The sequence below is a fragment of the Actinoallomurus sp. NPDC050550 genome (assembly GCF_040655075.1).
In the GTDB taxonomy this organism is placed as follows: domain Bacteria; phylum Actinomycetota; class Actinomycetes; order Streptosporangiales; family Streptosporangiaceae; genus Actinoallomurus.
Genome location: NZ_JBFAJC010000067.1, coordinates 1 through 15,367, shown reverse-complemented (window position 1 = coordinate 15,367; position 15,367 = coordinate 1). Strand labels below are relative to the sequence as shown.

The following is a 15,367-nucleotide window of genomic DNA, read 5'->3' as shown; positions in this document are numbered from 1 at the left end:
CGGCCCGGTGCGTCAGCCGACGATCGCCCTGTCCCGCCGACCGACGACCCGATGCATCGGCCACGCATCTCCCGGCACCGGCGGCCTCGTGCCGTCAGCCGAGGAGTTCGCCGTGCCAGGCCAGCGCCGAGGTGTCGGTGAGGGAGGCGACCTGGTCGACGACGACGCGCAGCCGCGCGCCGTCGTCGGCGGCCTCGGCGTAGAAGCCGCGGAAGACCGGGTCGAGCACCACCGGGGCCTCCCGCCCGACCGCGTCGGCCAATTCGGCCACGAGTTCACGCTGCCGGGCCTGCCGGGCTCCGTGGTCCGCGCGGCCCATCACGTACTGCGCCGCGACACCCTTCAGCACCGCACACTCCAGCCGCTGCTCGCGCGGCACGACCAGGTCGCCCGCGTAGCGCGTCAGCGGACCCGTGCCGTACGCCTCCTGGGTGGCCTGTTCGGCGGCCCGGCAGAACCGGCCGATCAGCTCGCTCGTGAGGTTCTTCAGCGCGGCGGCGGCGCGCAGGCTGCCGTCGTAGACGCTCGGCCAGTACGGCTCGGCGAGCAGCGCCGCGAACCGCTCCTCCAGCTCGGCGACCTCGGCGTCGCAGTAGGACCGGGCGGTCAGCTCGCAGACGGCGCGGCGTTCGGCGGGGTCGGTCAGCCGGTCGAGGTGGATGTGCCCGGCGTGCAGCCCGTCCTCCAGGTCGTGCACTGAGTAGGCGACGTCGTCGGCCCAGTCCATGACCTGCGCCTCGAAGCAGGCCTGGCCATCCGGCGAGCCCTGCCGGATCCACGCGAAGACCTCGCGGTCGTCGTCGTACACCCCGTACTTGACGCCGTTCGCCCGCTCGGGAGGCGCGCCGAACGGCACGCGCCTCGGCCAGGGGTACTTCATCGCGGCGTCGAGGGTGGCGCGGGTGAGGTTGAGGCCGACGCTGCGCCCGTCCGGCGCGAACGACTTGGCCTCCAGGCGGGTCATGAGGCGCAGGCTCTGCGCGTTGCCCTCGAACCCGCCGCACGCCGCGGCCACCTCGTCGAGCACGGCCTCGCCGTTGTGACCGAAGGGCGGGTGGCCGAGGTCGTGCGACAGGCAGGCGACCTCCACCAGGTCGGGGTCGCAGCCGACGGCCTTGCCGAGCTCCCGGCCGATCTGCGCGCACTCGAGGGAGTGGGTGAGCCGGGTGCGCGGGCTGTGCTGCCCGCGCTGATCACCGGCCGCGGGCTCGACGACCTGGGTCTTGGCGGCGAGCCGCCGCAGCGCTGCGCTGTGCAGCACGCGGGCGCGGTCGCGCTCGAACGGCGTGCGGTCGCGCCGCTTCGGCGGCTCGGGCGCCCAGCGCGTCCTGTCGTGCTCGCTGTAACCGCTCATCGGAGTCCGAGCGTATCCGTCCAGGGGGGATACGGCGGATCTTGTCCGTGGCGCGCAGCCGAACGGAGATCCACCGGATACCCCGAGGCGCGCTCCGGGCGCCGCGCAGCCGGACAGCGGATTCGTCAGACACGCCCTAGTCTGCGGCCATGCCCGATGAGTCGTACCGGCGCCGCAGTGCGCGCGTGATCCTGCTCGACGACGCCGACCGCGTCCTCCTGCTCAACCTCTACCACAATCACCGGAAGCCCCGCCGTGGTCACTACTGGCTCACCCCCGGCGGAGGCGTCGACGCGGGTGAGGCGCTCCACGAGGCGGCGGCTCGGGAGCTGCGGGAGGAGATCGGGCTCGTCGTCGCCCCGGAGGATCTCGGGAGGCCGGTCGCGACGACCTCCGGGTACGCCGAGTTCAGCTGGGCGAAGGGCACCTTCCGCGACGACTTCTTCTTCCACCGGGTCACCGCGCACGACGTCGACCCCGGCGGCCTGGAGCCGTACGAGGCCAAGCAGGTCATCGGGCACCGGTGGTGGACCGTGGACGAGCTGGCCGCGACCACGGAGGACGTCTATCCCCTCGGCCTCGTCCCCCTGCTGCGGGACCTCCTGAACGGCCGGGTCGGGCCCGAACCGGTCCTTCTCCCCTGGCATCACTGAGCCGGCCGGTGAAACGCGAGGGCGAGATTCGAAGATCCTAGGTTAGGGTCCTCTTCATCCCTGTTCGCACGTCTTGAGGGCGCCCATGCTCACCACGTTCCGCGCCGCGGTCGCCGTCGTCCTGCTCGCAGGCTTCTACGTGCTCGTGGCCGCCTTCACGGCCGGGACGGTCGTGTTCGACTTCTATGCGGTGAAGTACGGCCACGCGGGCGGCTTCAAGGTCGCGGCGCTGGCCACGCTGGGGGTCCTGGCGATGCTGCGCGGCGTCTTCGTCGTGGGCCGCCGCAAGGCCGAGGAACTGCCCGGCGTCGCCGTGTCACCGCGGGACGAGCCCGAGCTGTGGCGGACGGTCACCGAGCTCGCCCACCAGGTGAGCACGCGGGTGCCCGACGAGATCCGACTGGTCCCCGAGGTGAACGCCGCGGTGAGCGAGGACACCCGGCTGCTCGGCCTGATCCCGGGCCGGCGGTACATGTTCATCGGCATCCCGCTGATGCTGAGCCTCACCGCCGACGAGATGCGCGCCGTGCTCTGCCACGAGCTCGGGCACTACAGCGGATCGCACACCCGCCTCGGCGGCATCACCTACCGGGGCCGTACCTCGCTGATCCGCACGATCGAGCGCCTGCGCGACCACGCGATCATCCGCACGGTCTTCCTGCTGTACGCCAAGCTCTACCTGCGCGTGTCGCAGGCGGTGTCGCGGCGGCAGGAGCTGGAGGCCGACGCCTCGGCCGTCGCGATCTCCGGACGGCGGCCGATGGGCGACGCGCTCCGGAAGGTCCGCGCGAGCGCCGCGGCCTGGGACTTCTATATCGCCTCGTACTGCTCACTGATCGGGCCGGCCAAGGCGCGCCCCGCCGACCTGTTCGCCGGGTTCTACACGCTGCTGCGGGAGCCGAGCCGCCAGGAGGAGCTCGCCAAGGTCGTGAACTCCCCGGAGGAGCGCTCGCCGTACGACTCGCACCCGAGCCTGGCCGAGCGCCTCGCCGCGATCGCCGTGCTGCCGGAGCCGAACGTCCGCCCCGACCACCGGCCGGCGCTGGCGCTGCTCGCCGACCCGCAGCGCGCCGCGCTCGCCACGCAGGCGTCGATGCTCACCGAGGAGGCGCAGCGCCTGCCCGTCCTGGAGTGGCCGCAGATCGTCGAGCGGGGCCTGTTCACCGGCGCGAACGCCGAGGCGATGAAGGACGTCTTCACCGCGGCGGCTCAGGCGGCGAACACCCCGCAGCCGACGGTCGACACGGTGCTGCGGATCCTCGCGGGCGGCGGCGCCGCCGACCTCGGCACGCGCCTGCGGATGGCGGGCTGGCGGGGCGACGACACTCCCGCCCTCGTGGCCCGCGTCGTCGCCCGCGCCTTCGAGGGCCTGCTCATCCAGGCGGGCCGCGCCCGCTACACCTTCTCCTGGTCCGACGTCGCCCGCCTGGTCGACGGCGGCGGCACCGAGGTCGACCTGACCGATCTCGTACGGCGCGCGGTCGACGATCCCCGTCAGGTGAACGCCCTGTACGAGGGCCTGATGCGCCTCGGCGTCACGCCCGCGTCCGCCCCGGCGCCGGTCCCCGGCGGGATGGTGCCGCCACCCGCCGGCGTAGGGGCCTGACGGGTGTTCGGCGTCGGAGCCGCCGGCGATCATGACCGGACGTCGTTCCACATCGGGCTGGAGAGGAAGTAGGTGTCGTAGAGCTCCTGGACGTCCAGGAGGCTCTCGGGCGGCACCTTCCCGTAGGCGATGCGCTCCAAGTGGCGGAAGTACTCGAACCGCTCGACGCCGGGCGTGATGACGATGAGGATGTCGGCGTCCTCCCCCGGCGCGGCGGCGAAGGCGTGCGGGGCGTCGGGCGGCACGACCACCAGGTCCCCGCGCTCGGCGGTGACGACCTGGTCGCCGGACAGGAGCTGGGCCATGCCGTCGAGCATGTAGAACAGCTCGGCGGACTTTCCGTGCCGGTGCGGCTTGGCACCGTCCGCGCCGTTCGCCAGGGTGACCCGCTGGGTCGACAGCGCGCCGCCGGTGGAGCTGCTGTCGGCCAGCAGCCGGATGGTGGTGGGGGCCTGGCCGATCACCTCGGCCTCGGCGGAGCGGACAACGACGGCCTCGTTGAACTCGGGTGTGATCAGGGACATGGCGCTGACTCCGTATCGGGGTTTCGAAGGTCTCAGATGGCGAACATCAGGGCGGCGCTGATGAGCACGGCCACGGCGGTGGCGAAGTGGATGCCGAACGCCACGGCCTTGGCGCCGCCGTGGCGCAGGACGATCAGGGTGTCACCCAGGGGTGCGATCGCCACCGCGAGCATGTACCAGCCGACGGCGTGCGCGTTCGAGAAGGCGAGCAGGGCCGCGCCGACGACGCCGAAGGTGAAGTCGCGCACGCCCTTGATCGTCAGGTACGCGGGGTCGCCGTCCTCCTTGGCCGCCACGCCGTAGCCAGCGGCAGCGGCCCGCGGGACCACCAGGAACCGCAGGCCGATGAAGGTGACGAGGGCGACGAGAACGATGGCGAGTCCGTACGCGATGGGGGTGAGCATGGCGATCTCCGTTTTTGCTAGCAGTGCTAGGAACGAGATCGACACTAGCAGAGCGATGACAGGTTGGCTAGCGGTGCTAGGATTCGTGTCATGTCGATCCAGACGCGCCGGGAGCGCGAGCGGACAGAACGGGAACGATTGATCGTCACGGCGGCCCGGGAGCTGGCCGAATCCGAAGGCTGGGACGCGGTGACCACCCGCCGGCTGGCCGCCGAGATCGAGTACAGCCAGCCGGTCCTCTACAGCCACTTCAAGGGCAAGGACGCCATCATGGCCGCCGTCGCCGTCGAGGGCTGCGCCGACATCGCCGCCGAGTTGCGCGCGGCGCGCACGGCGGCGTCCGGCCCGCAGCAGGCCCTCGCCGCCGTCGGCGCGGCGTACGCGGCGTTCGCCGAACGGCGTCCCGCGCTGTACGACGCGATGTTCACGCTCGCCGTGGACCTGCCGTTCGCCACTCCGGAGGCCCCACCGCCCCTCAAGGCGGCCTTCGGCGAGCTGCGCGAGGCCATCCGGCCCTTTGCCGGCGACGACAACCTCGAGACGCTCACCGAGACGTTCTGGAGCGGCCTGCACGGGCTCATGACCCTCATGCGCAGCAGTCGCCTCCGCCGCGCGGACCACGACAAACGGCTGGCCATCCTCATCAGCCGCTTCGCCCGCTGACCGCACCTGTGGGCCGACCTCGGCCTTGCCGGGCCTCGGGTCCGCTGCGACGACACCGCGCGTGGCACCCGACGGCCGTTCCCGCCCGAGGCGGAGGGGCGGGAACGGCCGGGGGGCTCTCCCTCCTCGATGGCCTCCGTGTCAGCCCGTGAATCCCTTGAAGATGTCGGTGAACTCGTACGTGCTCTGGCTGATCCCGCTACAGGTCGGCGAGACGGATCCGTTCGGGCAGCCGCCGTTGTCGCGGCCGACCGACCAGAAGCCGATGTACCCGACGTGGTTGCTCTGGGCGTAGCTCAGCAGCTGGCGCGCGATCGCCTGGGTGGTGGTCGGGCCGGTGTCGTTCTTACCGATCATCGGGGTGAGGCCGAGCATCTCTTTGAGGTCGGCGTCGCTCTTGCCGGTCCAGATCTGCTTCATCTGGCCGAGCGTCGCGTTCGCAGCCGCGATCAGGGCGTCGCCCCACGATCCGGAGTACCCGAAGTCCATCAGCATCGGGTTGACGGTGACGTTGAGGCCGCGGGAGGCGGCGTCCTGCAGGATCTGGACCGAGAACGGGTCGACGCCGTAGTCCTGGGCCTGCACCCGCAGCGTGTACGTGACGGTCGTCCCGCGTTCGCTCTGCAGCTGCTTGAGCGCGGTGTTGACCTGCGCGACCGGGATGGACGCCTCGACGTCCACGTCGATGTGGTTGCTGCCGACGGCGTCGAGGGCCTTCTTGTACGCGGCGAGCAGCGCGGACGAGCTGCCGCAGGTGTTCTCCAGGTACGGCCCGGTGGCGCCGCCGGTGGCCACGGTGACGTCGCCGCCGACGCTCTTGAGGTCATTGACCTCCCCGATGACGCGGGGGTCGTTGAGAGCGATCGTGCCGCCCCAGGACGGGTTGCAGCCCGTGCTGTCCGCGAGCGCGAAGGCCAGGGTGAAGTGCTTCTGGCCGGTCGCCGACGCCACGTCCTTCAGCGTCGGGGTGGCCATCGTGATGTCGACGTACGGCGAGAACACGCCGCCGCCACCGCCTCCGCCGCCGCTGCTGCTGTCGGTGGTGGTGCTGACCGAGGCGCTGAACGCCGACGCATTGCCCGCGGCGTCCTTGGCCCGCACCTTGAAGGAGTACGAGGTCGAGGCGCTCAGCCCGGTGACGGTGGCGCTGGTTCCGGACACCGTCGTGGCAAGAGACGAACCCTGGTAGACGTCGTAGCCGGTCACACCCACGTTGTCCGTCGACGCCGTCCACGACAGCGACACGCTCGACGAGGTGTGGCCCGTCACCGTCAGCCCGGTCGGCGTGCTCGGCGGCTGTGTATCGGAACCACCGCCTCCACCACCGCCATCACAGGCGGCGCCGTTGAACGTGCAGCCGGTCGGGGTGCCACTGCCCGAGACCACGAACCCGAACGTCGTCGACGCACCCGCCGCGACCGAGGCGTTGTAGTCCCGGTTCTTGAACGTGTAATGCGACCCCGACTGGGTCAGCAACGCGTCCCAGTACGTACCGACGGACGAGCCCGACGGCAGATCGAACGCCACCGTCCACCCGTTGATCGCCGACGAACCATTGTTCGTGATCGTGAACTGCGCTTGATAACCGCTCCCCCAGTCCGACGTCTTGACGAACGTCGCCGTGTTCGCCGCCGCGTACGCGGGCACGGCGGTCAGGACGGCCAAGGGCAGTAGCAGCATCCCGAAGATCAGGGACGCGATCTGAGATCTCTTCAAGGCGGGGAACCTCTCTCGTGGGATGGTCCGGCTCCCGGCCGCGCCGGCGGGGGGACGGCGGCCGGGAGCCGGTGCTCAACCGGCGAACTGGCCGATGATCTTGGCGAAGTCGTACGGCTGCTGGGTGACGCCGCTGCACTTGCCGTCGACCCAGCCGGTGGTGCCGGTGCACTGGCGGTCGCGGTTCAGCGACCAGAACGACAGCCGGCCGATATGGTGCTGCTGCGCGTAGCCGAGCAGCGTGCGGAAGGTGTCCTGCGTGAACAGCTCGCTGGGCTGGTCGGTGTGGCCGTTCATCAGGATCAGGCCCGTCCGGGCGTAGACGGCGGCGTCGCCGAGGTCGGGGCGGAGCGTCGCCAGCTGGGTGTGGGCGGACTCCATGACCTTCTGGACGTCGGCGGCCATGGACGCGGCCGGGCCTCCGTAGTCGAAGGCCATCACGGCGTACAGGTCGATGTCGGCGCCGTTGTCCTTGGCCCGCTGGATCTCGGCCTTGTCGAGGTCGCTGAGGCCGACGGTCGTGACCGGCATCGTCAGGGAGACCTCCAGCTTCCGCCCGGCCGCCGCGGCGTTCTGCTTGAGGATCTTGATGGCCTGGAAGCGCCGGGCCTCCCCCGACGCGTCGCCCAGGTCGTCGCCCTCGATGTCGAAGTCGACGTGGGTGAGCGCGTACTTGTCGATCACCTGCTGGTACGCCTGGGCCAGGGACGAGGCGTCGGAGCAGGCCGCGCCGAGTTCGAGGCCGTTGTAGCCGCCGAAGGAGACCGCGACGTCGCCGCCCGCCGCGCGTACGGCGTCCACCTGCGCCTTCACGGCCGTGTCCGAGGACACCTTCAGCGTCGCGTCGCCGTCCCAGGTCGGGGTGCAGCCGCCGCCGTTCGGGGCGAGCACGAAGGCGAGGACGAGCGAGTTCACGCCGCTGCCGGAGACGACGGCGGAGATCGGCTGCGGGTCGTTGTCGAGCGGCATGAAGTACGGGGCCGCCCGCAGGCCGCCGGACGGCGTGGTTCCGCCGCCGGTGTCGGTGGTGGTGCTGACCGAGGCGCTGAACGCCGACGCATTGCCCGCGGCGTCCTTGGCCCGCACCTTGAAGGAGTACGAGGTCGAGGCGCTCAGCCCGGTGACGGTGGCGCTGGTTCCGGACACCGTCGTGGCAAGAGACGAACCCTGGTAGACGTCGTAGCCGGTCACACCGACGTCGTCCGTGGAGGCCGTCCAGGACAACGACACGCTCGACGAGGTGTGCCCGGTCACCGTCAGCCCGGTGGGCGTGCTCGGCGGCTGCGTGTCCGAGCCACCACCGCCGCCACCGTCACAGGACGAGCCGCCCAGCGTGCAGCCGGTCGGGGTGCCACTGCCGGAGACCACGAACCCGAACGTGGTCGACGCCCCTACCGCGATGGAGGCGTTGTAGTCGCGGTTCGTGAACGTGTAGTGCGACCCCGACTGGGTCAGCAACGCGTCCCAGTACGTACCGACCGACGAGCCCGACGGCAGATCGAACGCCACCGACCACCCGTTGATCGCCGACGAACCGTCGTTCTTGATCGTGAAAAGGCCCTGGTAGCCGCTTCCCCAGTCCGACGTCTTGGCGAACGTCGCGGTGAGCGAGCCGGCGGCCTGGGCGGGTCGGCCGGTGAGGGCGCTGAGGACGAGGAGACAGGCGGCGAGGATGGTCAGGGCACGTGGGCGAGCACGCACGGGTCCTCCTTGCGGGGCACCCGCGCACAGGCGCGGGCGGGGGTCGCGTCCGGCAGTAGGAACCCTGTCGCTGTCGTCGGGCGAGCCCCCGGAGGCGTACGCCTGCGCCTTACGTGAAGCGGCAGTCGCTCCGAGTGGACCCGATGTGAACGACGGCCGTCAATACTCTTAAGAAAGTTTCTTGTTAGTTATGGAACGGTTCCGGCGGACCGCTCGTCAGTGGCTAGACCAGACCAACGATGGCCTGTCCGGAAAGCCCGATCGAGCGGTCCGAAATGCGCCTCCTCGGTCGATCAGTCGACGTTGCGGGCGAGCAGGTCCGGATTGTCGGGGTCGATGTGCCAGCTGTTGACCCGTCGCGGATGGATGCGGATCACCTCGTTGCTGAAGAAGCCGGGCGCCAGGGGAGGTTCCTCGACGGCGAGCGTCTCGGCGCGGCCCCGGATCTCGACGCCCCGCCCCCAGCCGGGCTTGACCTCGCCCGGCTCGTCGGGCGTCATGTCGTCGACCACGAACGCGACCACGGGGTTGTTCTGGACGTTGCGGTACTTCTGGCTGGCGCTCAGGTTCGGGCCGCCGATGTCGATCGTGCCGTCGTCGTTCAGCCGGAAGCCGACCGGCCGTACCTGGACGGCGCCGTCGGGGGCGACGGTCGCCAGGCGGCCGAGGCTCTGCCCGGCCAGATATATGCGTTCCCTGTCGGTATAGACCATGCGCTCGACGCTAGGACCTCGAGCGGACTTGAGGTCAATCAGGAGTCGCCGCGATAGCGGCCGATGAAGACGTAGTACAGGTAGCCGCCGGTCTCGCGGACGATGTAGTGGAACTGGGTGTCGCGAGTGCCGACGGTCGGCCCGCTGCGGGTCGGCGAGGTCACCGCCTTGATGCCGTTGTCGTCGGCCATCGTCCGGCTGCGGAGCGCGTGCCAGGGGTCGGTGACGATGACGGCGGTGTGCCAGCCCTCCTGCTTGTACGCCTTCCCCACGTCGACCATGCTCTGCAGGGTGTCGCTGCCGCTGCGCACAGCCACGATCCGGCTGCTCGGCACGCCGTGCTTGATGAGCCACTCCTTGCCGGTGCCCGCCTCGGTGTAGTTGTCGCCGGGCCGGTTGCCGCCGACGGTCACGATGTGCGGCGCGACGCCGTCGCGGTACAGCTTCAGGGCGTGCAGCAGCCGCCATTCGAGGACGGACGAGGGCACTCCGTTGTACTGCGCCGCCCCCAGCACGATGATCGCGTCGGAGTGCCGGTGGTCGTCCTGCCGTGCCACCCACCAGACGCGGAACCCGGAGAACAGCGGTGTCCCGATGATCAGCGCGAGGAGCAGGTAGACGACCCGGCGCACCCACCGCCAGCCCGAGCGACGGCGCGGCGGCTCTCCCCTGCCGTCTTCCGCGCGCCGGGCCGGGGGACGCTCGAGGACGTCCCCGTACGGCTCGTCATCGGCCGCGCGCCCGGCGGAGCGACGCCCGTCGTCTGCCGAGGGACGTTCCAGCACGCTCGTCTCGTACGCCTCATCGTCGGTCGTACGACCACCGGCCGAAGGGCGCTCAAAGACGCTCGTCTCGTTCTCCCGAGGGTCCTCGGGCGCGTCGTCGCCCGGGCGGCCGGGCAGGTCCTGACGCGTGGGGTCCGGCCGCCACTGCGGCAGGTCGCTGCGGGTACGCGCGGGCTCGGCCGGGACGTTGGACGCGTCCCGGCCGACCTCGACCGTGGGCTCGACGCCGTCAGACCGCTCGGTGATCGTTCCTCCGTCTCGCACGACCCTTTTGACGCCTCGACCGGGTCGGTGGTTCTAGCGGCTGTCACTTCCCGCCGACTCTATAGCGGCCCGACCGGCCTCCAGCCGCGCCACCGGGACGCGGAAGGGCGAGCAGGACACGTAGTCCAGGCCGACCTGGTGGAAGAAGTGCACCGAGTCCGGGTCGCCGCCGTGCTCGCCGCAGATGCCCAGCTTGAGGTCCGGGCGGGTCTTGCGGCCCTCCTCCGCGGCGACGCGGACGAGGCGCCCGACACCGTCGACGTCGAGGGTCTCGAACGGGGAGACGCCGAAGATGCCGAGCTCCAGGTAGCGGCTGAAGAACGCCGCCTCGACGTCGTCACGTGAGAATCCCCACGTCGTCTGGGTGAGGTCGTTGGTGCCGAAGGAGAAGAACTCCGCCGCCTCGGCGATCTGCCCGGCCGTGAGCGCGGCGCGCGGCAGCTCGATCATGGTTCCGATCGGCGCCTCGACGCCGACCTCCCGCAGCACCTCCTCGGCCTGGTCCCGGATGAGCTCGAGCTCCTGGACGGCGACGACCAGCGGGATCATGATCTCGGGGTGCGGGTCGCGGCCGGCGGCCATCTGCTCCGCGGCCGCCTCGGCGATCGCGCTGACCTGCATGGCGAACAGGCCGGGAATGACCACGCCGAGCCGTACGCCGCGCAGGCCGAGCATCGGGTTCTCCTCGTGGAGCCGGCGTACGGCGTCGAGGAGCCGGCTCTCGTCGGCTGACGCCTCGCCGGTGGCCACCTTGACCGACAGTTCGGTCAGGTCGGGCAGGAACTCGTGCAGCGGCGGGTCGATCAGTCGGATCGTGACCGGCTGCCCGTCCATGGCCTCGAAGATCTCGGCGAAGTCCTGCTTCTGCAGCGGCTTGAGCGCGTCGAGGGCGGCCTGCTGGTCCTCTTCGCTCTCGGCGAGGATGAGGTCCTCGACGAGCCGCCGCCGGTCGCCGAGGAACATGTGCTCGGTGCGGCAGAGACCGATGCCCTTCGCGCCGAACCTGCGGGCCCGGGCTGCGTCGGCCTGGGTGTCGGCGTTGGCCCGTACGTCGAGGCGGCGGCGTGCGTCGGCGTGGGTCATGATCCGGTCGACGGCCGCGACCAGTTCGTCGCCGTCCTCCAGGGAGAGCGTCCCCTCGAAGTACTGCACGACCGGGGAGTCGACGACGGGGACCTCGCCGAGGTAGACCGCGCCGGACGACCCGTCGATCGAGAGGACGTCGCCCTCGGAGATCGTCACACCGCCGGGCGCGATCACCTTCCCGGCCCGTACGTCGACCTCGAGCTCTTCCGCGCCGCAGACGCAGGTCTTGCCCATGCCCCGAGCGACGACGGCGGCGTGCGAGGTCTTCCCGCCCCGGGAGGTCAGGATGCCGCGGGCGGCGATCATGCCGTCGAGGTCGTCGGGGTTGGTCTCGCGGCGGATGAGGATGACGTCCTCGCCCTGCTCGGCGAGTTCGACGGCGCGGGCGGAGGAGAAGACGGCCTTCCCGACCGCCGCGCCGGGCGAGGCGTTCATGCCCTGGGCGATCTTCTCGGTCTTCGCGTCGTCGGCGAACCGGGGGAACATCAGCTGGACGAGCTGTTCGCCGGTGACCCGGCTGACCGCCTCGTCCTCGTCGATGAGGCCCTGCTCGACGAGCTGGCACGCGATGCGGAACGCCGCCGCGGCGGTGCGCTTGCCGACGCGGGTCTGCAGCATCCACAGCTTGCCGCGCTCGATCGTGAACTCGATGTCGCACAGGTCGCGGTAGTGGTTCTCCAGCGTCTCCATGATCTGCAGGAGCTCGTCGTAGGAGCGCTTGTCGATGCGCTCCAGGTCCGCCAGCGGCACGGTGTTGCGGATGCCGGCGACGACGTCTTCTCCTTGGGCGTTCTGGAGGTAGTCGCCGTAGATGCCCTGGTGGCCGCTGGCCGGGTCGCGGGTGAAGGCGACGCCGGTGCCGGAGTCCATGCCCAGGTTGCCGAAGACCATGGCAACGATGTTGACCGCGGTGCCCAGGTCGGTGGGGATGCGCTCCTGGCGGCGGTAGAGGATGGCGCGGGGGGCGTTCCAGGACTCGAACACCGCCTTGACCGCCAGGTCCATCTGCTCGCGCGGGTCGGTCGGGAAGTCGCGGCCGGCCTGCTCGCGGACGATGCCCTTGAACGTTTGCACGAGGCCCTTGAAGTCGGCGGCGTCCAGGTCGAGGTCGTCGTCGATGCCCTTGGCGCGCTTGGCGTCCTCAAGTGCCTCCTCGAAGTGCTCGCCGTCGATGCCGAGAACGGTCTTCCCGAACATCTGGATGAGCCGCCGGTAGGAGTCCCAGGCGAAACGCTCGTCACCGGCCCGCTCGGCCAGACCGTGCACGGACTCGTCGTTGAGACCGACGTTGAGGACGGTCTCCATCATCCCCGGCATCGAGAACTTCGCACCAGACCGTACGCTCACGAGCAGCGGGTCGTCGGCCTGGCCCAAGCGCTTGCCCATCTGCTGTTCGAGCGCCGTGAGGTAGCGGCCGATCTCGTCGTCCAGCCCGTCCGGAACGGCTCCGTGCTCGAGGTAGTGCCGGCACGCCTCAGTGGTGATCGTGAATCCCGGCGGGACGGGAAGACCGAGATTGGTCATCTCGGCCAGGTTCGCGCCCTTGCCCCCCAGCAGATCCTTCAGGTCCTTGTTGCCCTCGGTGAAGTCGAACACGTACTTCGGCATGGGACGCTCTTTTCTCCTCCGGTCCACGCTGAATGCGGCGATGCTACCCAGCTCTCGGTGAAACGATCGTCACTGTCAGCGTCCGTCGGCGTTTGCGCAGGTCAGCACCCCTGTAGTGGTCTATTCCAATACCGACATTCCCCCCATTCCGCCCAATAGCCCTCGGGGAGCCGGTGCCTCGGCCGCCAAGATGTGCGTACCGCCTCGTGCCTGGGGGATGATGTGCCGATGAGGCCGGTGACCAATCCTGGGGCAGGCGAGGCGTTCGCGCCGATCGCCGATTATGGGTTCTTGTCCGACACCGAGACCACCGCACTGGTGGCCCCGAGCGGCAACATCGAGTGGATGTGCCTGCCGCGCATGGACTCACCCAGCGTGTTCGGCTCGTTGCTGGACCGGGACGCGGGCTACTTCCGGGTCGGGCCCGCCGGCGTCGAGGTGCCCGCGGCCCGCCGCTACATTCCCGGCACGATGGTGCTGGAGACCACCTGGTGGACCCCCGGTGGCTGGCTCGTCGTCCTCGACGGCTTCCTGATGGGGCCGTGGCATCACGAGGACCAGCGATCGCACACCCATCGCCGCGCCCCGACCGACTACGACGCCGACCACGTGCTGCTGCGGATGGTCCGCTGCGTGAACGGCCAGTCGCAGGTGCGCCTCGACTGCATGCCGATCTTCGACTACGGCAAGGACGCCGCCCGGTGGGAGCACACGGGCGCGGGCTACCACGAGGCGGTAGCGCGGGGCAACGGCGTCGAGCTGCGGCTCACCAGCGACCTGAACATCGGGTTCGAGGGCTCCCTCGCGACCGCCCGTACGCTCCTCAAGGAGGGCGAAACCCGGTTCGTCGCGCTGTCGTGGAGCGAGCACCAGCCGCCACAGTCGTACGAACAGGCGCACGAGCGGCTGACGTGGACCGTCCACCACTGGCAGCACTGGCTGGACCGCGGCCGGTTCCCCGACCACCCCTGGCGGGCGCACCTGCAGCGCAGCGCGCTCACGCTCAAGGGCCTGACGTATGCGCCGACGGGCGCGGTCGCGGCGGCGGCGACCACCTCCCTGCCCGAGACCCCGGGCGGCGACCGCAACTGGGACTACCGCTACACCTGGATCCGCGACTCGACGATGGCCCTGTGGGCCTTCTACACGCTCGGGTTCGACTGGGAGGCCAACGACTTCTTCCACTTCATCACCGACATGGCCGAGGCCGCCGACGGGCACCTGCAGATCATGTACGGCATCGACGGCCGCGCCGAACTGGAGGAGTCCACGCTCGACCACCTCCACGGCTACGACGGGGCGCGTCCCGTGCGCATCGGCAACGGCGCGTACGTCCAGGAGCAGCACGACGTCTGGGGCGCGATCATCGGCTCCATCTACCTGTACGTCCGCAAGCGCGACCGGCTGGACGACCGGCTCTGGACGATAATCGTCAAGCAGGTCGAGGCCGCCCTGGCCAACTGGCGCCTCCCCGACCGCGGCATGTGGGAGGTGCGCGGCGAGCCGCAGCACTTCACCTCGTCCAAGCTCTTCTGCTGGCTCGCCGCCCACCGCGGCGCCCAGCTCGCCCACGTCCGCGGCGACGGCGAGCGGGCGGAGCGCTGGCAGCAGGCCGCCGACGAGATGCACGCCGACATCCTGGAGAACGCCGTCGACGAGCGCGGCGTCTTCGTCCAGCACTACGGCACGAAGGCACTCGACGCGTCCGTGCTGCTCATCCCGATGCTCGGCTTCCTGCCGCCGGACGACAAGCGGGTCCGCGAGACGGTTTTCGCGATCGCCGACGAGCTCACCCAGGACGACCTCGTCCTCCGCTACCGCACCACGGACACGGACGACGGGTTCGAGTCCGAGGAGGGCACCTTCACGATCTGCTCGTTCTGGCTGGTCTCCTCGCTCGTGCTCGTCGGCGAAGTGGACCGTGCCAAAGCGCTGTGCGAGAAGCTGCTGTCCTACGCCAGCCCCCTGCAGCTGTACGCCGAGGAGATCGACGCGCACAGCGGCCGCCACCTGGGCAACTTCCCGCAGGCGTTCACCCACCTCGCCCTGATCAACGCGGCGATGCACGTGATCCGCGCCGAGCAGGCGCAGCGCGAGGTCCCGATGATCTGACCGGGCCCGGTCGCCCAGGCCAGAATTCTCGAACATAACAGGTAAAGCAAAGAATGAGAAAGGGCTCAGTTGCGGCCATAAGCGGCGCGCAGGAGCTTCTCGACATATTGCTTCGAGGCGTGCGATTGAGCGTGGTAGCCGATGGTCGCCGCTTCAGCGGCCTCGCGGTGGATCTGTA

At 70.2% G+C, this 15,367-nt stretch carries 12 protein-coding genes; 4 read left to right on the top strand and 8 right to left on the bottom strand.

The genetic code is table 11. The features are described from left to right. Positions 1-94 precede the first annotated feature (94 nt). Positions 95-1,354: a deoxyguanosinetriphosphate triphosphohydrolase gene (locus tag AB0I04_RS47790; RefSeq protein ID WP_360900960.1), complete on the bottom strand. Its 1,260-nt coding sequence runs from the start codon at positions 1,352-1,354 to the stop codon at positions 95-97. 149 nt (positions 1,355-1,503) lie between these two features. On the opposite strand from AB0I04_RS47790, the gene AB0I04_RS47785 reads away from it, so the two are divergent. Beyond that, the gene (locus tag AB0I04_RS47785) at positions 1,504-2,007 is read left to right on the top strand and encodes an NUDIX domain-containing protein (protein ID WP_360900957.1); all 504 of its coding nucleotides are present in this window, start codon (positions 1,504-1,506) and stop codon (positions 2,005-2,007) included. A gap of 85 nt (positions 2,008-2,092) precedes the next feature. Further along, positions 2,093-3,613 carry a M48 family metallopeptidase gene (locus tag AB0I04_RS47780; RefSeq protein WP_360900954.1) on the top strand — a complete coding sequence of 507 codons (1,521 nt, stop codon included), beginning with the start codon at positions 2,093-2,095 and terminating at the stop codon, positions 3,611-3,613. Between the two features lie 29 nt (positions 3,614-3,642). Here AB0I04_RS47780 and AB0I04_RS47775 read toward each other — a convergent pair whose 3' ends face one another. Together AB0I04_RS47775 and AB0I04_RS47770 are read right to left on the bottom strand one after the other, a co-directional pair. Beyond that, complete coding sequence (locus AB0I04_RS47775) at positions 3,643-4,137, bottom strand: cupin domain-containing protein (RefSeq protein ID WP_360900951.1); 495 nt, start codon at positions 4,135-4,137, stop codon at positions 3,643-3,645. Positions 4,138-4,169: 32 nt separating this feature from the next. Next, positions 4,170-4,541: a DUF4267 domain-containing protein gene (locus AB0I04_RS47770; RefSeq protein ID WP_360900948.1), complete on the bottom strand. Its 372-nt coding sequence runs from the start codon at positions 4,539-4,541 to the stop codon at positions 4,170-4,172. Between the two features lie 90 nt (positions 4,542-4,631). Here AB0I04_RS47770 and AB0I04_RS47765 point away from each other — a divergent pair, with 90 nt between their 5' ends. After that, the gene (locus AB0I04_RS47765; protein WP_360900945.1) at positions 4,632-5,204 is read left to right on the top strand and encodes a TetR/AcrR family transcriptional regulator; all 573 of its coding nucleotides are present in this window, start codon (positions 4,632-4,634) and stop codon (positions 5,202-5,204) included. 141 nt (positions 5,205-5,345) lie between these two features. Here AB0I04_RS47765 and AB0I04_RS47760 read toward each other — a convergent pair whose 3' ends face one another. The 5 genes from AB0I04_RS47760 to ppdK form a co-directional block, all read right to left on the bottom strand. Continuing rightward, positions 5,346-6,920 (bottom strand): cellulose binding domain-containing protein, encoded by a 1,575-nt coding sequence (locus tag AB0I04_RS47760; RefSeq protein WP_360900942.1) that lies wholly within the window; start codon positions 6,918-6,920, stop codon positions 5,346-5,348. 75 nt (positions 6,921-6,995) lie between these two features. Then, entirely contained in the window at positions 6,996-8,621 is a 1,626-nt protein-coding gene (locus AB0I04_RS47755; protein ID WP_360900939.1) for a cellulose binding domain-containing protein, read from the bottom strand. A 293-nt stretch (positions 8,622-8,914) separates the two neighbouring features. Then, complete coding sequence (locus tag AB0I04_RS47750; protein WP_360900936.1) at positions 8,915-9,334, bottom strand: PPOX class F420-dependent oxidoreductase; 420 nt, start codon at positions 9,332-9,334, stop codon at positions 8,915-8,917. 38 nt (positions 9,335-9,372) lie between these two features. Next, positions 9,373-10,383, bottom strand: a complete 1,011-nt coding sequence (locus AB0I04_RS47745; protein WP_360900933.1) for an ElyC/SanA/YdcF family protein — start codon at positions 10,381-10,383, stop codon at positions 9,373-9,375. 33 nt (positions 10,384-10,416) lie between these two features. Beyond that, entirely contained in the window at positions 10,417-13,077 is a 2,661-nt protein-coding gene (gene ppdK / locus AB0I04_RS47740; RefSeq protein ID WP_360900930.1) for a pyruvate, phosphate dikinase, read from the bottom strand. A gap of 228 nt (positions 13,078-13,305) precedes the next feature. Between ppdK and AB0I04_RS47735 the strand changes: the two genes are divergently transcribed. Beyond that, positions 13,306-15,189, top strand: a complete 1,884-nt coding sequence (locus AB0I04_RS47735) for a glycoside hydrolase family 15 protein (RefSeq protein ID WP_360900927.1) — start codon at positions 13,306-13,308, stop codon at positions 15,187-15,189. Positions 15,190-15,367 lie beyond the last annotated feature (178 nt).

Bases quoted from the DNA above. Each gene is read 5' to 3' on its own strand.
- AB0I04_RS47780 (WP_360900954.1), top strand. From the start codon at position 2,093: ATGCTCACCACGTTCCGCGCCGCGGTCGCCGTCGTCCTGCTCGCAGGC.
- ppdK (WP_360900930.1), bottom strand. From the start codon at position 13,077: ATGCCGAAGTACGTGTTCGACTTCACCGAGGGCAACAAGGACCTGAAG.
- AB0I04_RS47775 (WP_360900951.1), bottom strand. From the start codon at position 4,137: ATGTCCCTGATCACACCCGAGTTCAACGAGGCCGTCGTTGTCCGCTCC.
- AB0I04_RS47765 (WP_360900945.1), top strand. From the start codon at position 4,632: ATGTCGATCCAGACGCGCCGGGAGCGCGAGCGGACAGAACGGGAACGA.
- AB0I04_RS47750 (WP_360900936.1), bottom strand. From the start codon at position 9,334: ATGGTCTATACCGACAGGGAACGCATATATCTGGCCGGGCAGAGCCTC.
- AB0I04_RS47785 (WP_360900957.1), top strand. From the start codon at position 1,504: ATGCCCGATGAGTCGTACCGGCGCCGCAGTGCGCGCGTGATCCTGCTC.
- AB0I04_RS47770 (WP_360900948.1), bottom strand. From the start codon at position 4,541: ATGCTCACCCCCATCGCGTACGGACTCGCCATCGTTCTCGTCGCCCTC.
- AB0I04_RS47790 (WP_360900960.1), bottom strand. From the start codon at position 1,354: ATGAGCGGTTACAGCGAGCACGACAGGACGCGCTGGGCGCCCGAGCCG.
- AB0I04_RS47735 (WP_360900927.1), top strand. From the start codon at position 13,306: ATGAGGCCGGTGACCAATCCTGGGGCAGGCGAGGCGTTCGCGCCGATC.